Origin of the sequence: Haploplasma axanthum, from assembly GCF_900660745.1 — a bacterium.
GTDB classification, from domain to species: Bacteria; Bacillota_I; Bacilli_A; order Acholeplasmatales; family Acholeplasmataceae; genus Haploplasma; species Haploplasma axanthum.
On the sequence record NZ_LR215048.1, the window covers coordinates 1 to 15,644 of the forward strand.

At 29.4% G+C, this 15,644-nt stretch carries 21 protein-coding genes, 3 tRNA genes and 3 pseudogenes; 16 read left to right on the top strand and 11 right to left on the bottom strand.

From position 1 onward, the window contains the following. Nucleotides 1-66 precede the first annotated feature (66 nt). The 6 genes and pseudogenes from EXC62_RS09140 to EXC62_RS00025 all read right to left on the bottom strand — a co-directional run. Nucleotides 67-315 (bottom strand): annotated as a pseudogene (locus tag EXC62_RS09140) (hypothetical protein); the annotation flags it as partial. A 156-nt stretch (nt 316-471) separates the two neighbouring features. Beyond that, nucleotides 472-921, bottom strand: a pseudogene (locus EXC62_RS00010) (type II TA system antitoxin MqsA family protein); the annotation flags it as partial. A gap of 143 nt (nt 922-1,064) precedes the next feature. Continuing rightward, the gene (locus EXC62_RS08725; RefSeq protein WP_162849123.1) at nt 1,065-1,217 is read right to left on the bottom strand and encodes a hypothetical protein; all 153 of its coding nucleotides are present in this window, start codon (nt 1,215-1,217) and stop codon (nt 1,065-1,067) included. A gap of 802 nt (nt 1,218-2,019) precedes the next feature. Next, nucleotides 2,020-2,256 (bottom strand): phosphotransferase, encoded by a 237-nt coding sequence (locus tag EXC62_RS09065; RefSeq protein WP_129747385.1) that lies wholly within the window; start codon nt 2,254-2,256, stop codon nt 2,020-2,022. Next, nucleotides 2,235-2,645: pseudogene (locus EXC62_RS09070) on the bottom strand (phosphotransferase); the annotation flags it as partial. The gene EXC62_RS09065 and the pseudogene EXC62_RS09070, both read right to left, overlap by 22 nt. 158 nt (nt 2,646-2,803) lie before the next feature. Further along, nucleotides 2,804-2,879 (bottom strand) — tRNA-Glu (locus EXC62_RS00025). Between the two features lie 268 nt (nt 2,880-3,147). Here EXC62_RS00025 and EXC62_RS00030 point away from each other — a divergent pair. The 16 genes from EXC62_RS00030 (at nt 3,148) to EXC62_RS00095 (ending at nt 12,083) form a co-directional block, all read left to right on the top strand. Beyond that, on the top strand, nt 3,148-3,636 hold the full coding sequence (locus EXC62_RS00030) for a DNA N-6-adenine-methyltransferase (protein ID WP_052590044.1): 489 nt from the start codon (nt 3,148-3,150) through the stop codon (nt 3,634-3,636). Next, a complete protein-coding gene (locus EXC62_RS00035; RefSeq protein WP_026390996.1) occupies nt 3,636-3,848 on the top strand; it encodes a hypothetical protein in 213 nt (70 codons plus the stop codon). The genes EXC62_RS00030 and EXC62_RS00035 overlap by 1 nt, the downstream gene beginning before the upstream one ends. Beyond that, nucleotides 3,848-4,069 (top strand): hypothetical protein, encoded by a 222-nt coding sequence (locus EXC62_RS00040; RefSeq protein WP_026390995.1) that lies wholly within the window; start codon nt 3,848-3,850, stop codon nt 4,067-4,069. Before EXC62_RS00035 ends, EXC62_RS00040 begins: the two co-directional genes overlap by 1 nt. Continuing rightward, entirely contained in the window at nt 4,062-4,325 is a 264-nt protein-coding gene (locus EXC62_RS00045) for a hypothetical protein (RefSeq protein WP_129747389.1), read from the top strand. Before EXC62_RS00040 ends, EXC62_RS00045 begins: the two co-directional genes overlap by 8 nt. A 33-nt stretch (nt 4,326-4,358) precedes the next feature. Further along, nucleotides 4,359-4,532: a hypothetical protein gene (locus EXC62_RS08730; RefSeq protein ID WP_156907474.1), complete on the top strand. Its 174-nt coding sequence runs from the start codon at nt 4,359-4,361 to the stop codon at nt 4,530-4,532. A gap of 3 nt (nt 4,533-4,535) precedes the next feature. Then, a complete protein-coding gene (locus EXC62_RS00050) occupies nt 4,536-5,288 on the top strand; it encodes a helix-turn-helix domain-containing protein (protein ID WP_052590042.1) in 753 nt (250 codons plus the stop codon). Further along, a complete protein-coding gene (locus tag EXC62_RS00055) occupies nt 5,275-5,499 on the top strand; it encodes a hypothetical protein (protein ID WP_026390993.1) in 225 nt (74 codons plus the stop codon). Before EXC62_RS00050 ends, EXC62_RS00055 begins: the two co-directional genes overlap by 14 nt. Beyond that, the gene (locus EXC62_RS00060; RefSeq protein WP_162140302.1) at nt 5,486-6,049 is read left to right on the top strand and encodes a hypothetical protein; all 564 of its coding nucleotides are present in this window, start codon (nt 5,486-5,488) and stop codon (nt 6,047-6,049) included. The genes EXC62_RS00055 and EXC62_RS00060 overlap by 14 nt, the downstream gene beginning before the upstream one ends. Then, nucleotides 6,046-6,273, top strand: a complete 228-nt coding sequence (locus tag EXC62_RS00065) for a hypothetical protein (protein WP_026390991.1) — start codon at nt 6,046-6,048, stop codon at nt 6,271-6,273. The genes EXC62_RS00060 and EXC62_RS00065 overlap by 4 nt, the downstream gene beginning before the upstream one ends. Nucleotides 6,274-6,287: 14 nt before the next feature. Continuing rightward, on the top strand, nt 6,288-6,659 hold the full coding sequence (locus EXC62_RS00070; RefSeq protein WP_026390990.1) for a hypothetical protein: 372 nt from the start codon (nt 6,288-6,290) through the stop codon (nt 6,657-6,659). A gap of 99 nt (nt 6,660-6,758) precedes the next feature. Next, nucleotides 6,759-8,354 (top strand): immunoglobulin-like domain-containing protein, encoded by a 1,596-nt coding sequence (locus EXC62_RS00075; RefSeq protein ID WP_026390989.1) that lies wholly within the window; start codon nt 6,759-6,761, stop codon nt 8,352-8,354. Between the two features lie 27 nt (nt 8,355-8,381). Further along, a complete protein-coding gene (locus tag EXC62_RS00080) occupies nt 8,382-9,545 on the top strand; it encodes a hypothetical protein (protein WP_026390988.1) in 1,164 nt (387 codons plus the stop codon). An 11-nt stretch (nt 9,546-9,556) separates the two neighbouring features. After that, nucleotides 9,557-9,718: a hypothetical protein gene (locus EXC62_RS08735; RefSeq protein WP_162140301.1), complete on the top strand. Its 162-nt coding sequence runs from the start codon at nt 9,557-9,559 to the stop codon at nt 9,716-9,718. Beyond that, nucleotides 9,715-10,671, top strand: coding sequence for an ATP-binding protein (locus EXC62_RS00085; RefSeq protein WP_026390987.1), 957 nt, complete (start codon nt 9,715-9,717; stop codon nt 10,669-10,671). The genes EXC62_RS08735 and EXC62_RS00085 overlap by 4 nt, the downstream gene beginning before the upstream one ends. Next, nucleotides 10,661-10,996: a hypothetical protein gene (locus EXC62_RS00090; protein WP_026390986.1), complete on the top strand. Its 336-nt coding sequence runs from the start codon at nt 10,661-10,663 to the stop codon at nt 10,994-10,996. Before EXC62_RS00085 ends, EXC62_RS00090 begins: the two co-directional genes overlap by 11 nt. 202 nt (nt 10,997-11,198) lie before the next feature. Further along, nucleotides 11,199-12,083, top strand: coding sequence for a tyrosine-type recombinase/integrase (locus tag EXC62_RS00095; protein WP_026390985.1), 885 nt, complete (start codon nt 11,199-11,201; stop codon nt 12,081-12,083). On the opposite strand, the gene EXC62_RS00100 is transcribed toward EXC62_RS00095, so the two are convergent. The 5 genes from EXC62_RS00100 to EXC62_RS00120 all read right to left on the bottom strand — a co-directional run bounded on the left by EXC62_RS00100 (nt 12,080) and on the right by EXC62_RS00120 (nt 15,593). Further along, nucleotides 12,080-12,337: a helix-turn-helix transcriptional regulator gene (locus tag EXC62_RS00100; protein ID WP_026390984.1), complete on the bottom strand. Its 258-nt coding sequence runs from the start codon at nt 12,335-12,337 to the stop codon at nt 12,080-12,082. The genes EXC62_RS00095 and EXC62_RS00100 overlap by 4 nt on opposite strands. 118 nt (nt 12,338-12,455) lie before the next feature. After that, nucleotides 12,456-12,531, bottom strand: a tRNA-Glu gene (locus tag EXC62_RS00105). A 2-nt stretch (nt 12,532-12,533) separates the two neighbouring features. Beyond that, nucleotides 12,534-12,624: transfer RNA gene (locus EXC62_RS00110), tRNA-Ser, on the bottom strand. A 64-nt stretch (nt 12,625-12,688) separates the two neighbouring features. Beyond that, nucleotides 12,689-14,854: a Tex family protein gene (locus EXC62_RS00115; RefSeq protein WP_026390564.1), complete on the bottom strand. Its 2,166-nt coding sequence runs from the start codon at nt 14,852-14,854 to the stop codon at nt 12,689-12,691. Between the two features lie 46 nt (nt 14,855-14,900). Beyond that, nucleotides 14,901-15,593 (bottom strand): hypothetical protein, encoded by a 693-nt coding sequence (locus EXC62_RS00120; RefSeq protein WP_026390563.1) that lies wholly within the window; start codon nt 15,591-15,593, stop codon nt 14,901-14,903. Nucleotides 15,594-15,644: the final 51 nt, after the last annotated feature.

The window sequence follows — 15,644 nt, forward strand, 5'->3', positions numbered from 1 at the left end:
ATTATCGTGCTAATGAAAGTTCTATTTTTAAAATTGGAATCTAAAGTATTTTCTATTTATCCTTATTTATTTCTTTATTAAAAAACTTGCAATATTTATAATAGGTAAAACATATGGTGGTAATGGGTGATTCATTGTTAACTCAGCCAATTTACTTCGTAAATATGGATATAATATCGCGGTAGCATTATCAATATAATTAGTATTTTTTTTCCATTCATTAAGTTTAAATTGACCTATTACACTTACTTTAACTTCAAACGGAATAATCTTATTTTGCTGGTTTTTAATAATTTTAACCTCAAGAAGTACCTCAAAAGAATCATTACTCTATCTATTATTTCGCGTGTAAATTCAGGGTTAATAACAATATCCTCTTCTATATTAGTTTTCACTAGTTTATAGTAAAGTTCTTGATTATATATATTTTCTAATTTTAGCAAACTTGACATATATCTTCATTTCCTTTCCCTATCTCGAAAGCAGTCTTGAAGGTAACTTTATTAGTTGGACTATATGTAAATACAGCATTTTGATTTTGAAATACAAGTTTTTTATTTTAGCGACCAATTTACCATTATTGCTTAATTTCAATATTTGTTCAAATGATTCTTTATCATCAACCAATCTCATCAAAATATCATTTGATTTATCTTGAATATATCCATTTTCATATCTTGTTACTGTTTTTTCTCCAAAACCTAAAAGTTGAGACATTTCTTTTTGACTAATATTATATTTCGATCTTATTTTTCTTATTTCTTCACTTGTTAATAAACCTTTAATTTTTCTATATTCATCATAAACGATGATATCATTATTAACTTCATTTTTTTTATCATAAATTAATTCATTACATTCAGCACAATAAATTCTAGTAATAGTAACATCGATAATTTCATCTTTAACTTCATATGTTTTCTTTTCTTTTTCTTTATCACTTCAACATCTTTATCGCATTGTGCAATACATTTTCATATTTTTCTCCTTCATTCTAATGTAAACTAATAACAATACATTTTCTCTTATCATCTTTCATAGTAATCTTAATGTAAAATTCATAGTTATACTTTGAAAATATACTTCTTAAAAATCCAGACTTCGCCTTTATTAGAATCATAATTTAATTCTGGACCATAACAATAATCTCCATGACTTAATCCTCTTATTATCTCATCTCTATCATCATCAAGAAGTGCATATTTTCTCCATACCATTTCATTTTATCTCTTAATATGTATATCAAATCATACTCCTTAATATTCCCTATACATTCATCAAGCGTCAATAAAATCATCCCCCATTCATAAAAAGGTATCATTTGATACCATTATAGCGTATTTAGACTAGTTTTGCAAGTTCTATAGATTATCTATCATAAATTGTATCAACGACTGAAAATGAATTTAGTTTCTTCTTTTGCATCAATAATATCATAGCAAATAGCAATGTAAAATTAACAAAAAAGCGAAAACAACTAAATTAAAATTAATCCCTCATCTATTAATTCCAAGTTCAAATTACTTAAAGCAGCAATTTCATTTTCTTTATTCTTATAAAATGTTTTTGTAATATTTGTAATCTCATATATACTTCTCCCATTTTATGCTTATCCTTAAAACGATTACTTCTATGTAAATTCTAAAACTATTCTTTTTTATTTTCAACTTCAATTGACATTCTTTTGGCAATTAAAATATTTCATGATGCCAAGCATATTCTATTTATAAATTTCTTATTGTAATAGGTATGTTATTTTATCTTTTTATAATTTGAATCTTATGATTACAGTGAATAGATTTAAATCAAGCAAACTAAATTGTTTCTTTTGAATACCAACTTGGTATTACATTATTGAAATTATCAAAGTATTCCAAGATATTATTAGCAATTTCAATTGATAAAATCGATTTGTTCTTGATCAAACTTATGTGCCCATGGTATATGCGAAATAATTGATTCAGCAGCATATAGCGCTAAGATATTAAAGAATTTTGTTTATCCTTATTTTTAAAATAACTATTTATAAACCATTTTCAAAATGAACCTTTCTCTTACATTCCAGATAAAAGGCTTAAATTCTGAATAAATATCTTCAAATCCTAATTTATCAAAATCAATTATGTAAATATCATCATTATTAATAATCATATTACCTAAATGATAATCGGTATGTGCTAATACTCTTCTAATATTTTTTATTAAATGACGATTATCTTTTATATATTGAATTACTAAATCATACTTTGGAATAATATTTTATATTTTATACTTTCATTTATTTTTCTATCAAGTTTCTTATTATATATCTTACTCCATGAATCTTTATACTCTATTTTTGTCTTATGAATTCTTTTTAATATTTCTCCAACTTTATATCCAAACATATATTGCTCATGCTCAGTATAATTCTTTATGATGCTAGTAGCATCCACTCCATCAATATACTCAAAAACAGTATATACTTTTTCTTCATTAAATAATCCAAAATCAATTACTTTAGCAATATTAATATCTAGAGTCTTAAGCTTTAGAAGTTCATCATATTGCTTCTTTCGATATTCATATCTTTTAATATCTGATATCCTAACTAGATACTTTTGGTCAAAAGTATTAGTAACAATATATTTTACATCACTACTAAATCCCTTATTTAATTTTTAATATCTTTAATCCTACCTAACACTTTAATCTTATCCATGCAATCACCTCACATACTCTTAAAAAGAAAAAACACTCTAAAAGTGTTTATTTTTCCTTACTATCTCTATAAGGCTAAGACAAGCCTTAATCTATTCCTAATTGGTGACCCGTACGGGATTCGAACCCGTGAATGCATGCGTGAAAGGCATGTGAGTTAACCGTTTCTCCAACGGGCCAATGGCGGAGTGAGAGGGAGTCGAATTATTTAACCCTTATAAATAAGATTGAATTATAAACGCATATTAGCGTTTTTTTTATTTTATGGGCGAAACATTAATAACATTTTAAAGGGATAAATTAAAGGAGCCCATGCCTTAATTTGTCCGTTTAAAGTGTTATTTTATTTAACACTTTGTGTCCCTTTATTCCTACGACGTTAACGCCGGCATTGTTGACGTCGTAATTGGAGGGGGAACAAACAACAATTAAAGGGAGGTTCATCATATGAACAAAGATTTACAAGCAGTATTTAGCAATCGTACAGACGATTGGGCGACACCAGAGATTATATTTGATTATCTGGAACGTTATTGTGAGGTTAAAAAAGACGAATGGTTTGACCCATGTCCTCTTGGTGCATTCGATAAAGGTTATGACGGTTTAAAAGTTGATTGGAGTAATCACGAAAATATTTACATCAATCCACCTTATAGCAATATTAAAGGTTTTGTTGAGAAAGCAATTGAAACACATACTAACGATAGAACTAAAGCAATTTACTTCTTAATACCTGCAAGAACTGACACAAAGTATTATAAGCTTCTTTTCGAGTATGGTTGTAATTTCGAGTTCATTGAGGGACGTTTGAAGTTTGGAAAATCAAAACATTCAAGTACTTTTCCTAGCGTATTGGTTCAACTAAATGGCGACGGAGTAATGAGAAATCAAATATATTATATTAGCAAAAATAAATTACATGGGGGCAATAAATAATGAAAAAAAGAATTAATAAAAAAGATTTAATGGCGTTTTTAAAAAGCGAAAAAGGCTTTTTAAAATTAGATACAATGTGTTGGCGTGCTTTTGTTGAAATTGATGGTGTTGATTACACTGTCAATTTCGATACATATTTAAAACTTGATTTAATCAAATTGAAAAGCGACTTTATGACTAAATACTATGTACTTAGAAAGGTGGCTAACTAATGAAAAAAAGAATGTTGGAATATAAAGGAATGTTATATACTGAGGAAGATTTATTTGAAAAACTGGAAGACGATGAAATAATTGAATCATCTGTACTTGTTAATTATTATTACAATGGAAATTTTATAGGTAATGACAATGGATTTTCAACTAAAGAAATGCTTGATGAGATTATAGAAAGCGGCAATTTAAGTATATCAGAGGTAAAAACTAATGACTAAAAATGAAATGTTAGAACTCAAAAATGGCGACTTTGTGCAAGTAAAAAAAGGAAATAAATGGTACAACGGCATAGCAATTCAACATAAAGAGAATAGTCTTCTTTTTGATGATGACGACTTATTTTTATATGTTATTTATTTTCCTGATAGTGAAACTAATATGTATGACGCCCATAATTTTTTTAGCCGTAACGAAATTAGACTACCAAATTATGACGTCACAAACAATGAAACTCTTAAAAAAGTTAAAAGTTAGTAGATCAATTAGTTGTTAAAGGTGGTAAATAATATGTATATTTTAGAAAAAAATAATCAATATGTTTCAAATATTATCGTAGTTTTTAACAACAAAAAAGCAAAATGTATCTTATCTGATAACGTTAATTTCGCAGTGAAATTCTATGATAAAAAAGATGCAAAAGCACAGGCAAAACGATTTAAATGTAATCTAAAGGAGTTGTAGAAATTGAGTAAGAAAAAAGATTTTATTGTTGAAAAAGCAAGTTTCACAACGATAGAAAATGATATATTTTTCTATCAAAATAATGGTGAAAAACTATCACTTGAAGCGTGGGGATTGTACGCGTTCATGTTATCACTTCCCGACGCTTGGGACTACACTATTAACGGGCTGAAATCAGTTGTAAACGCTGGACGTGATAAGGTTTCAAAAACGTTAAAAGAACTTGAAAATGCAGGCTTTTTAGAGCGTCAACAAAGTAATGAAAATGGGCGTTTTGGTAACATGCAATACAAGATAATTCGTAGACTTCAAACACCGTTGACTGAAAAACCGTTAACGGAAATACCGTCGACGGAAAATCAGATACAACTAATTACTAAAGAACTAAAAGATCTTGATAAATTTAAAGATAAAGGGGAAATTTCTTTCCCCCAAACGTTCCACTACCTAACTAAAGAATTGATTAATAAAAAATACATCAGTGCTTTAGATTTTGATGTCGAAAAATATAACGATTTGTTTAGTACATTAGATTCAAGATATGGTTATCAAAATGTACTTGAAGTCACTAGGTATGCATTAACTTATTCGCTGAAAAATGTTGAACGAATTAATAACAAATTATCGTATTTATCAAGTGCCATTATGAGCGAACTTGTTAAACGTGAAAAAGCATCATCAAATGAACCTGCTTGGTTAGATGCATACATGAAAGAATTATTTCATAAGGATGAGTTGACTGATGAATATTTTTAGAATGATTTTAGATAATGTATTTTCGATTACTAATTGCGAATATAACATTCAAGAAATTGATACTAATAAAATTGACGTCATAACTAATAGTGCAGTCTTTCATTTTGAAAATCAAACTTTAATAATGGTTAACGGAAATTATGATTTTGTTAAAGTTAAGCACATTAAAAATATTGTTGAAAGGATGGTTCAAGATTTTGGAGAAAACTAACGACAACATAAAACAACTTTTAGAAAAAATCAAAGCATTAGCAATTAATGGAGTTGACGGCGAAAAAGAAAATGCGCAACTTCTTCTTAAAAAGTTAATGCATAAATATAAAATCACTGATAATGATCTAGAGATTAACAAACGTGATTGGAGAAATGTTACTCTACCACGTTTTAGATTACATAACAAACTTTTCTGGGCAATCATTCAATCAACATACGATATTACTGCGTATCGTAAAACTTCCAAACGTGACGTCATAAAACTATTTATAACGCAAAGTGAATTAGTTGAGATTATTGCTAAGTACAATTTTTATGTTTATCACTTCGATGTTGACATTGATGCCTTTGCTATTTCTTTCATTTCTAAAAATAAACTCTTTCCAGTGACTGAACGTGCTGGAACTCCTAGAGAAATGACAGAGCGTGAATATCAACGCTGGCTTAAAGCTCACGCAATCGAAACATCAAAATATAACTATAATTCTGGGCAACTTGGTAAGGAACAGTTGCAACTAGATTTTGAAGAAAAGGAGGAATTGCAATGAATGAATTAAAACAGCTTATAAGTGATTTATTGGTTGAATATGACGAGGTTAGCATGGAGCATAGAGCAACAATGCCACTTGATTATGACTTTCGAAAAAAATGGCTACTTCCTCTTGCTGAAAAAATTAACAATCTAGATATGAAAATCGAGGTTATAAAAATATCTTCTAAAATCATTCATGAAAGCAATGCACTAGATGCTTATGACGACGAAGAGGATTAAGGAGGTGATTAAAAATGAAATCAACTAAACAAGCATTTATAACTAAATTGATAGATTATACGTTAGACTTTTTTAAAGTCAAAACTGAGGATCAAGAGCACATCATAAGTTTTAAAGGTGAGCATGTCATAATCTCACTGAAAACAAAAGAAACAATACATGAACTTGCTAAGATTGCTTTTGACTTCGAGGAAGATGACGGACTTGATTTTCTAGCATCTGTAATTAATGAATTAGCATTATCAGATGATGCGATTAAAGATGCTAACGATGTATTAACAGCATTTTATCAAGAAGATTATCAAGAAGATTATAATAATCTGCAAGAGGAAATCGAAAGAGATATTCAACAAGAAATGATTGATAATAATGTTGAGCCTGATTAATAAAAATGATAATAACATGGGGGAAAAAGATAGAGTTGAAAGACTTCTTCTATTCTTCCATTTTTTTATAAAAAACAAAATAAAAAGGAGAAATAAGAAATGAAAAAATTAAAATTATTATTGGTTGCACTATTAGTTGCAACATCAAGCCTACTTATGACGTCAAAAGTTAGTGCAGCATCTAAGACTGTTACATTGACATCTAATAAGTTTAGTCAAAGTGATTTAATTTTAGAGCATCAAGGTGGTGGCATTTTTACAGTAATCATTGATCAAGAAGCATGGTTCCCAGTTTTAGCAAGTCCATGGGATGACAATGTATCAATTGGTTTAACTAGTAACGACTTTAAAAAAATTAAAGTGATATTGAATGGAACTGAATATATTAAAGATTTTGGTTCAGGCTTCACTTTCGATTTTGAACCATTAGCAAACGAACAATGGGAATTATCAACAAATATTAGTGGAACATTTACAAGATATACTATTCCAGCATATGACTTAAAAATACAAGTTGCTGATACTTTTGATATCAGAAAGCCAGCATCTTCAGGTAAAGATATAATTATTAATAATGTTGAAAAGCCATATACTTTAGAGCAATTAAAAGCAAATGCTTTATTTAAAGTTACAGACGAATATGATGGCGATATTACTGATAAAGCGCAAATTATTAGAGATACTTACACACCAAATAAATCAGTTCCAGGAACATTTGAAATTGAATGGCAAACAACAAACTCTGGTGGACTTTCTACTAATTATATTTTGAAAGTTTTAAATCAAGATTTTGATGCACCAGATATTGATGGACCAGATTTAGAATACTTTTCATATACGCAAGAATTAACTCTTGCTGACATCGCTAATAAGTTTACAGCAATTGATAATATTGATGGAACTGTTCCAGTAACTATTTTGCAACATGATTATGTTCAAGGTGCAGTTGGAACATATGAATTCACAATGCAAGCCGTAGACAAAGCAGGTAATAGAAATACTCATTATTATAAAGTTATTATCCAAGATGATGTACTGCCAGTAATTACAGATGAAAACAACGGGAAAATACAAATCAATTGGAAAGATGACGTCAATACTCAAACATTACTTTTAGGACTTTCTGCAACTGATGCAGTTGATGGAAATCTAACAAGTTCGATTAAAATTGTTGAAAATAATATAGTAAACAAACTAGGTAAATACATTGTTAAATATGAAGTATCTGATGAAGCAGGAAATATTGCTGAGTATCAAAGAGAATATGAAGTTATTACTTTAGAAAGTCCCAAATATTGGATTAGCCAAAATATTTTATCAGTTGAAGACATCAACAAAATGACAGTAGATCAACTTGCTAGAATATATGCGAATTATGAAAATATTGAAATGAAGTCTTTCGAAGTAATTACTAATGAATATTTAAACAATGAAGAAACTCCAGGACAATATTTATTGTCAATGAAAATCGTTGACACTAATAACGAAACTCATGAAATAAATAGAATGATTAGAGTTTTTAATGAAAGTGAGTTGCCTAAGGAAAATGAAGAACCTAAAGCAAAAACAATATGGCAAAAAATAGCGGACTTCTTCATCTGGATTTTCAACAATATAATTCTTCCTGTTTGGAAAGTTATAGTGTGGATTTGGGAACATACGATAGGTGCAATTTTCAAATTAATAACTAAATAATAACAATCACAAAAAGGATGTGATAAAGTGATTAAAAAAATACTAATAATTATATTTATCGGGGTTGCAAGTTTTCTTCTTGCAACTCCAAAACTATATGCAGCGGAAACTGCAAAGCCTTCGCCAAGTATTGAAATAACTGATATAACTAGAAATCAAAATACAATAACAATACAAACAAATGAAACTGATTTAATTACACATGCAGTTGTTGAATACGTGTTTCTAGAAAACACACAACGAATATCAATGCTTAAAACTTATGACGTCAAAAATAACACCTTTACAATCGAAAGTAAAATAACTGATTTAAAGATTTGGCAACTTAAAAAGATACGAAAAGAAACTTCAACACTTCATATGACTAGTGGAAAAAACACGATAGGAACAATTGAAAATGTGGAACGAAGAAACATATCAGAGATTGAAACAGTCGCATCTAACATCGTTGATACTGGCTTATTTTTAGATAAGAATACTGGTAAACACATTGGACCAGGTAGATTAGATGTTAAATTAAAATATTTTGAGTTTTATTTCAAGTTTGAAAAAACACATGACAAAGTCATATCAATTGATGTTAACTATGTTTTTGGTGATTTAAATTATGATGAAACAAGTCTAATAAATACTGAAAATATATCCGAGCGTATTTTTCCTGATGGCGTTGAAATTGAAGGTTACGAAATAATATGGGACGCTATAAATTATTCTAAAAATACATTTAAAAAACTAGCGGTACGCGGATTAGATAACAATTTCATTGCTTCTATCGACGCAAACTATGTAACAAGAGTTTTCCCGATTAAAAATGCTGCATCTAACATTGAGCGACGTGGTAGAGGCTCTCGTGCAAGTTTCGCATATGGTGTATCTAACTTCGCTATCATTAAAATACAATATATGGTTGATGGCGTTTTCTTTGAAGATGACGTCATAAATCCACCAGTTGATCCTGTTGAGCCTGTGACTCCTGAAGATACATTAGGTTGGCTTCAAGAATTGATAGCAAAAATTAAAGAAATAATCCAAAAATTAAAAGATGCTTGGGGTAAATATTCAACAATTGTATTGACTGTTATATATATTCTTATTGTTTATATTTGTTATAGAATTCTCAAAGCATGTTGGGGATTGATTCAACTGCCATTTAAGTTATTAAAAGTTTTATTTATACCAAAGAAAAAATAGGAGGAATTACAATGATTACAGATTTTTTTATGTTTATATTTTCACTACCAAAAAAGGGGTGGAAGATTTTAGTTAAAGTTGGTAAAGGAATTAAAAAAGGATTTCAAGTTTTATTTGTTCCAAAGAAAAAAACTAAAAAACGTGACGTTAAAAAGCAAAGTGGTAAAAGATGATAAAACACGATTGGCGTTACAATTTGGCACACTTCCCAGATGCGTTATTCCTAGCATTTGGAAAATTGCTAAAATTGATTTTATTTTCATTTAATAACATCTTAAGGAAGTGGCAAAGTTTTCTAGACGTCTGGAACAATAGCGACGTTTGGAGGTTAGCGAGATACTTAACTTTTCCACTTCATTGGATTTGGATACTTGCATATAAAGAAAGCAAAAAGAAAAAGTATGATAGCAACCTCTTCGATATCCCGGGCTTACAAATAATCAGTGGAAATACTGGAGCGGGTAAAACGTCTCTTGTATATGAAATTATTGAACGTTATAGAATACTTTTCGGAAAGCCTTGGTATATCAATTCGGACTTTGAAAAGCCACGATATAACGAGCCATTACAAGCGTATATTAGATATCATAGATATATGGAGTTTGGAAACGTCTGGAATGATTTTGAAACAAAAATACAACTAAATAAAAATCTATATGGTGGCTATGTTCTAGATGAGTTTACACGAATATTCGACCACCGCCAAAATCAAACAACGGAGTATTTAAGTAAGTTTGTTCCATTTAGGGATTACACTGTATTGATTAGAAAAAACATTGAGCGCATCATTGGAATAACGCAATTAGATAGATTAGATATACATTTAATGTATCTAGTCAAAATGTGGCATAAGCCAAGAATTGACATAGGATTTGACTATGAAGATTGGATGTTAAAGTCTGGGCTATTTAGATTTAAAATAAAGGGTTGGTATATCGACTCTTACACTATCAACACTAGCGACCAATCAAATATGCTTGTTCCGTTTAAATCGTGGTATTTAAAAGCCGAATACGCTGACTTTGAATATTATGATACTTATGCTTATTCGGACGCTTATAATCATGTTCCGTTAGATATGCCGAACATGAAATACAATCAAGGAGGATTAAGAAATGCAAATTAATGACGTCATAAATGTTGCTAAAATAGTTTTAATTATTGGAGGTACAATTTCAATAACTGCATTTTTCTTATTATCAATTTTATTCATGCCTAGTTTCTTTCAAAAAATGGTTAACTTAAAAAGAGCTGAGCACATCATGCAAGAAAACTTAGAGATTGTAGAGAAAGCAACATTCTTTCAAACTAATCAAGACTTTAATAAAATCATAGATGAGCAAATGGATACGATTAGAAAAAATGCTGCTAAACTAAAATCACTACATGCCGAAATAGATCAATTAGGAAAAGATTTATCGAATAAGAAAAAAGGGCAACAAAAATCCTAATATAATACATATACTTTAGTATATGTTTATATAAGTTTATATATCGGCGGCAATCGACGTGATATGACGAGTTGAAATTTCATTTATTGAATATCTATCAACTCGTTTTTTATTTGAGCGTTATAATAATAAGACTGGGATTTTTTTAGGGATTTGCTACCTCATAAAATATTAAAAAACAATACATGAGGAGATTAACAAAATGAAAATTAAAGATGTTTTTAAAGACTATTTAGACTATGCAGAGTTTTATTTAGAGTTTGATACTTGGAGAACTTACAAAAGAGATTTAAAACTAATTACAAAGGTTTTAGACGTCATGCATATTTATGATACAACACAATTAGATGCAAATATCATTGACAAGCTTAATAGATATTTAAAAGGAAATACTGAAAAGAAAAACAGCAAAATAAATGATACAGTGTCAACTTTTATATCTTCACTTAATCATTCAAATATTAGCACTAAACATTTTAAAATGATAAGATTAAAAAACGATACAATCGGTTATAAGCCACTTCCCGAAAATGAGTTGATACTTATGTTAGATTATATAGAAAAACTCAATACAAGCGAAACTAACAATCTTTCATGGGTTGCTAGCATATACATTATGTTAGACACTGGGGCAAGAATTAATGAAGTGACTAACATATTAACAAAAAATGTTGACGTCAGTGGTAGAAGAATATTATTAGAGGAAACTAAAAACGGAAAAATGCGTATAGTTCCTTTTGGGGATTTATCTGCTGATATAATCAGTAAAATATATGATCCTAATCATTCACATTTATTATGGAATTATTACAGCAATATAAAACTATCAAGGGTATCACTTCACAAGTTTTTAAAACGTTTATCTGATAAATTAAATCTTACATCTGGGAACATTACATCACATAGATTTAGAAAGACATTTGCAACTAGATTATTAAAAATGAAATGCCCTATTACAACAATTCAAAAACTGCTAGGACATTCAAGTATTTCAATAACTATGAGATATTTAGAAATAGACGATTACATGTTAGAAAAAGATTATATCGAACATTATAGTTATAATGCATTAAAAAAAGCGGACTAAAAATCCGCTTTCTTCTTTGTTATATTTTTTAATTGTTCAGAGTATTCTTTGTGTATTTTTTCAAATTGGATTAACTCATCGACTGTTACATCTAACAATACCGCCATTTCGATTGCACGTTCTAAACTTGGATTAATCTTACTTCTTTCATAGTCAGATATGATAGTTCTATCAATTTTAAGCCTGTTTGCAAGTTCTTGCTGAGTTAGTCCCTTTTTTTGTCTAAACTCTTTAAGATTTAATTTAATCGCCATTTTAACACACCTTTCTATTGACATGTGGACTATAATCCACTATAATTCATTTGTGGACTATGTTCCACTATCAAAATTAAAAAAATATGTGTTAAACATATCTTATTTATTTACTAATTGGTGACCCGTACGGGATTCGAACCCGTGAATGCATGCGTGAAAGGCATGTGAGTTAACCGTTTCTCCAACGGGCCAATGGCGGAGTGAGAGGGAGTCGAACCCTCGCACCGTTTTACCGGTCTAACGCGTTAGCAGTGCGCCCTCTTCGGCCTCTTGAGTATCACTCCAACTAGGCATGTAAAACCATGCCTATATAGTGTATCGTATTTTTATTTTAATGTCAACCTTTTTTTATTCTTTTATCATTGTTAAGCCAACTTTTCCACGTTCTTTATCAATATTAAGAACATAGACTTTAATGATGTCTCCGACATTTAAAACATCACTTGGATGTTTAACAAATGATTTAGAAATTTTTGAAATATGGACAAGTCCATCTTCTTTTAATCCGATATCAACAAAGGCACCAAAATCAACAACGTTTCTTACAGTTCCTTCTAATTCCATACCTTCATTTAAGTCATCAATATTAAGAACATCAGATTTCAAAATTGGTTGACTAAATTCATCACGTGGATCTCTCATTGGTGCAATAAATGCATCTAAAATATCATCAAGTGTATATTTATCAACTTTTAGTTCTTTCATTAATTCTTCACGACTAATTGAATCAATTATTTCTTTAACTTCTGGTTTACCAAAGATTGCTCCATTAATATTAAGTTTTTTCATAATTGTTTTAGCAATATTATATGATTCAGGGTGAACAGCCGTTCTATCTAAATACTCGTTGCTATCTGGAATTCTTAAGAATCCTATAGCTTGTTCAAATGTTTTTGCTCCAAAAGATGGAACATCTTTCAATTGTGAACGATCACCAAATTTACCAATTTTATCACGATACTTGACAATATTATTAGCACTAGTCTTATTAAGACCCGATACATACATTAATAATGCTTTTGATGCTGTATTAACATTTACACCAACTTGGTTTACTGCTTGAGTAACAACAAAGTTTAATGACTCATTTAGTTTTTTAGGCGTAACATCGTGTTGATATTGACCAACACCAATTGATTTAGGATCTATTTTAACAAGTTCACTTAATGGATCTTGAAGACGTCTAGCAATTGATGCCGCACTTCTTTCTTCAACATTTAAATCTGGAAATTCTTCTCTTGCTAAATCTGATGCTGAATAAACTGAAGCTCCAGCTTCATTAACAATTACATACTTAACGTTTAATTTAGTTGATTTAATTAAATCAGCAACAAACTTTTCTGTTTCTCTTGAAGCCGTTCCATTACCAATCGCAATTATATCAACTTTATATTTATTAATTAATTTAATAAGTGTTGCTTGTGAATCAGCAACTTGTTTTTCAGAGATTTGTGCACCTATTGATTTCTCATGAGGATAAATCACTCCTCTATCAAGTGGCTGACCTTGTGGATTTACAACTGTTAATTTACATCCTGTTCTAAATGCAGGGTCAATCCCAAGTACTGTCATTCCCTTCATTGGTGGTTGTAATAATAGTTTTTGTAAATTAATTGAGAAAATATCGATTGCTTGTTCTTCAGCTTTTTCAGTTAATTCAGCTCTTATTTCTCTTTCTAAACTTGGGAAAATTAATCGTTTATATCCATCAGCAATTGCTTCTTTAATATGTGGAGTTGCAGTAGAACTTTGGTCTTTAATAAACTTATAATTCAAATAATTAACAAGTTTTTCATCATCAATTGTAATTTTAACTTGTAAAACTTTTTCTTTTTCACCACGATTAACTGCTAAAATTCGATGTGGTGGCATTTTAATCACTGGTTCTTTATGTTCGTAATATATTCCATATGTTTTTTTAGGATCATCAGCATTCTTTTTAACTGATGTTTCAATTAAACCATCATTAAATAAAGTCAAACGAAGACTTTTACGATACTCAGCATTATCACTAACAATTTCCGCAATAATATCTTTAGCACCTGAAATTGCAGCATCTGCACTTTCAACTGCATCAGTTATATACTTTTTAGCTTCATCTGAAACACTTGTCTTTGGATATGTAAGCATCCACTTAGCCAGTGGTTCTAAACCTTTAGCAATTGCATCTGTAGCACGAGTTTTTTTCTTTTCCTTATAAGGGCGATATAAATCTTCAACTTCAATTAGTTTAGTTGCTTTTAAGATTTCTTGTTTTAACTCTTCAGTTAACATACCACGCTCATCAATAAGTCTAATAACATCTTCTTTTCTTTGTAAAAGATTTTTAGCGTAGTTCCATGATTGAAATATTTCATTTATTTCTTCTTCATCTAATCCACCAGTTGCTTCTTTACGGTAACGAGCAATAAATGGAATAGTATTTCCTTCATTAAGTAAATCAAGGACAGTTAAGATTTGCTTGTCACTTGCTTTTACTTTTTGTTTCACTTCTAATAACACTTGATTATCCATAAAAAATCCCTCCTAATAAACACAAAAGGGCAATGCCCTTTCAATTTTACGCTTCTGTTTTTGTTTCAAAATCCTTTAATATTTCGATTATTTTAGTATCTTCTCTATTAAGTTTAAATGGGTTAACATCATTTTTCTTATCTTCTAAATTAAATGTAATAATAAATGTTTGATATACTAAAACATCATTACCTTTTTTATCTTTTTCTGTTCTATTTAATGTTGCAGAAATATCATTACCATCTTTTAGTAAATCAGCACTTTTTGATAAATAATCTTTAAAAGTTTGACTTGCAGTTTCTCCCTCTTTTGGAGCAACTTGATCAGCTTCTAGATTAACAAAGAATATTGGTGATTTTTCTTCAATATTTGAAATTAAATCTAACGTTTCTTTTGAGATATTCTTTTCTAGACTAGCATAATAAAAATAGAAAAAGATATTTGTTTCATCTGTAGTTTCTTTAAGAATATCATTCACCTTTTTATTAGCAAGTATAACATCATCTTGATATTCCCCGGCTTCAATAAGTTTGAATTCTTCTAATGTAACTGAAACTTTATCTTCAAAAATACTTGGTTTTTCTTTATTTTTCTTAACCAATTCAACTATTACTAATGTTACTACTACAACTAAAGCAACCATTACAGCAATTAATGAAATTTTTATAATCGCGGCCAGTGTTGGATTTATTGTATCTCCACTTCTAACCTTTGGTGCTCTTGCATTATTATCTGACATTTCATTTCACTTCCTTATCATTAAAATTATACTTAATATTGCTTAAAAATA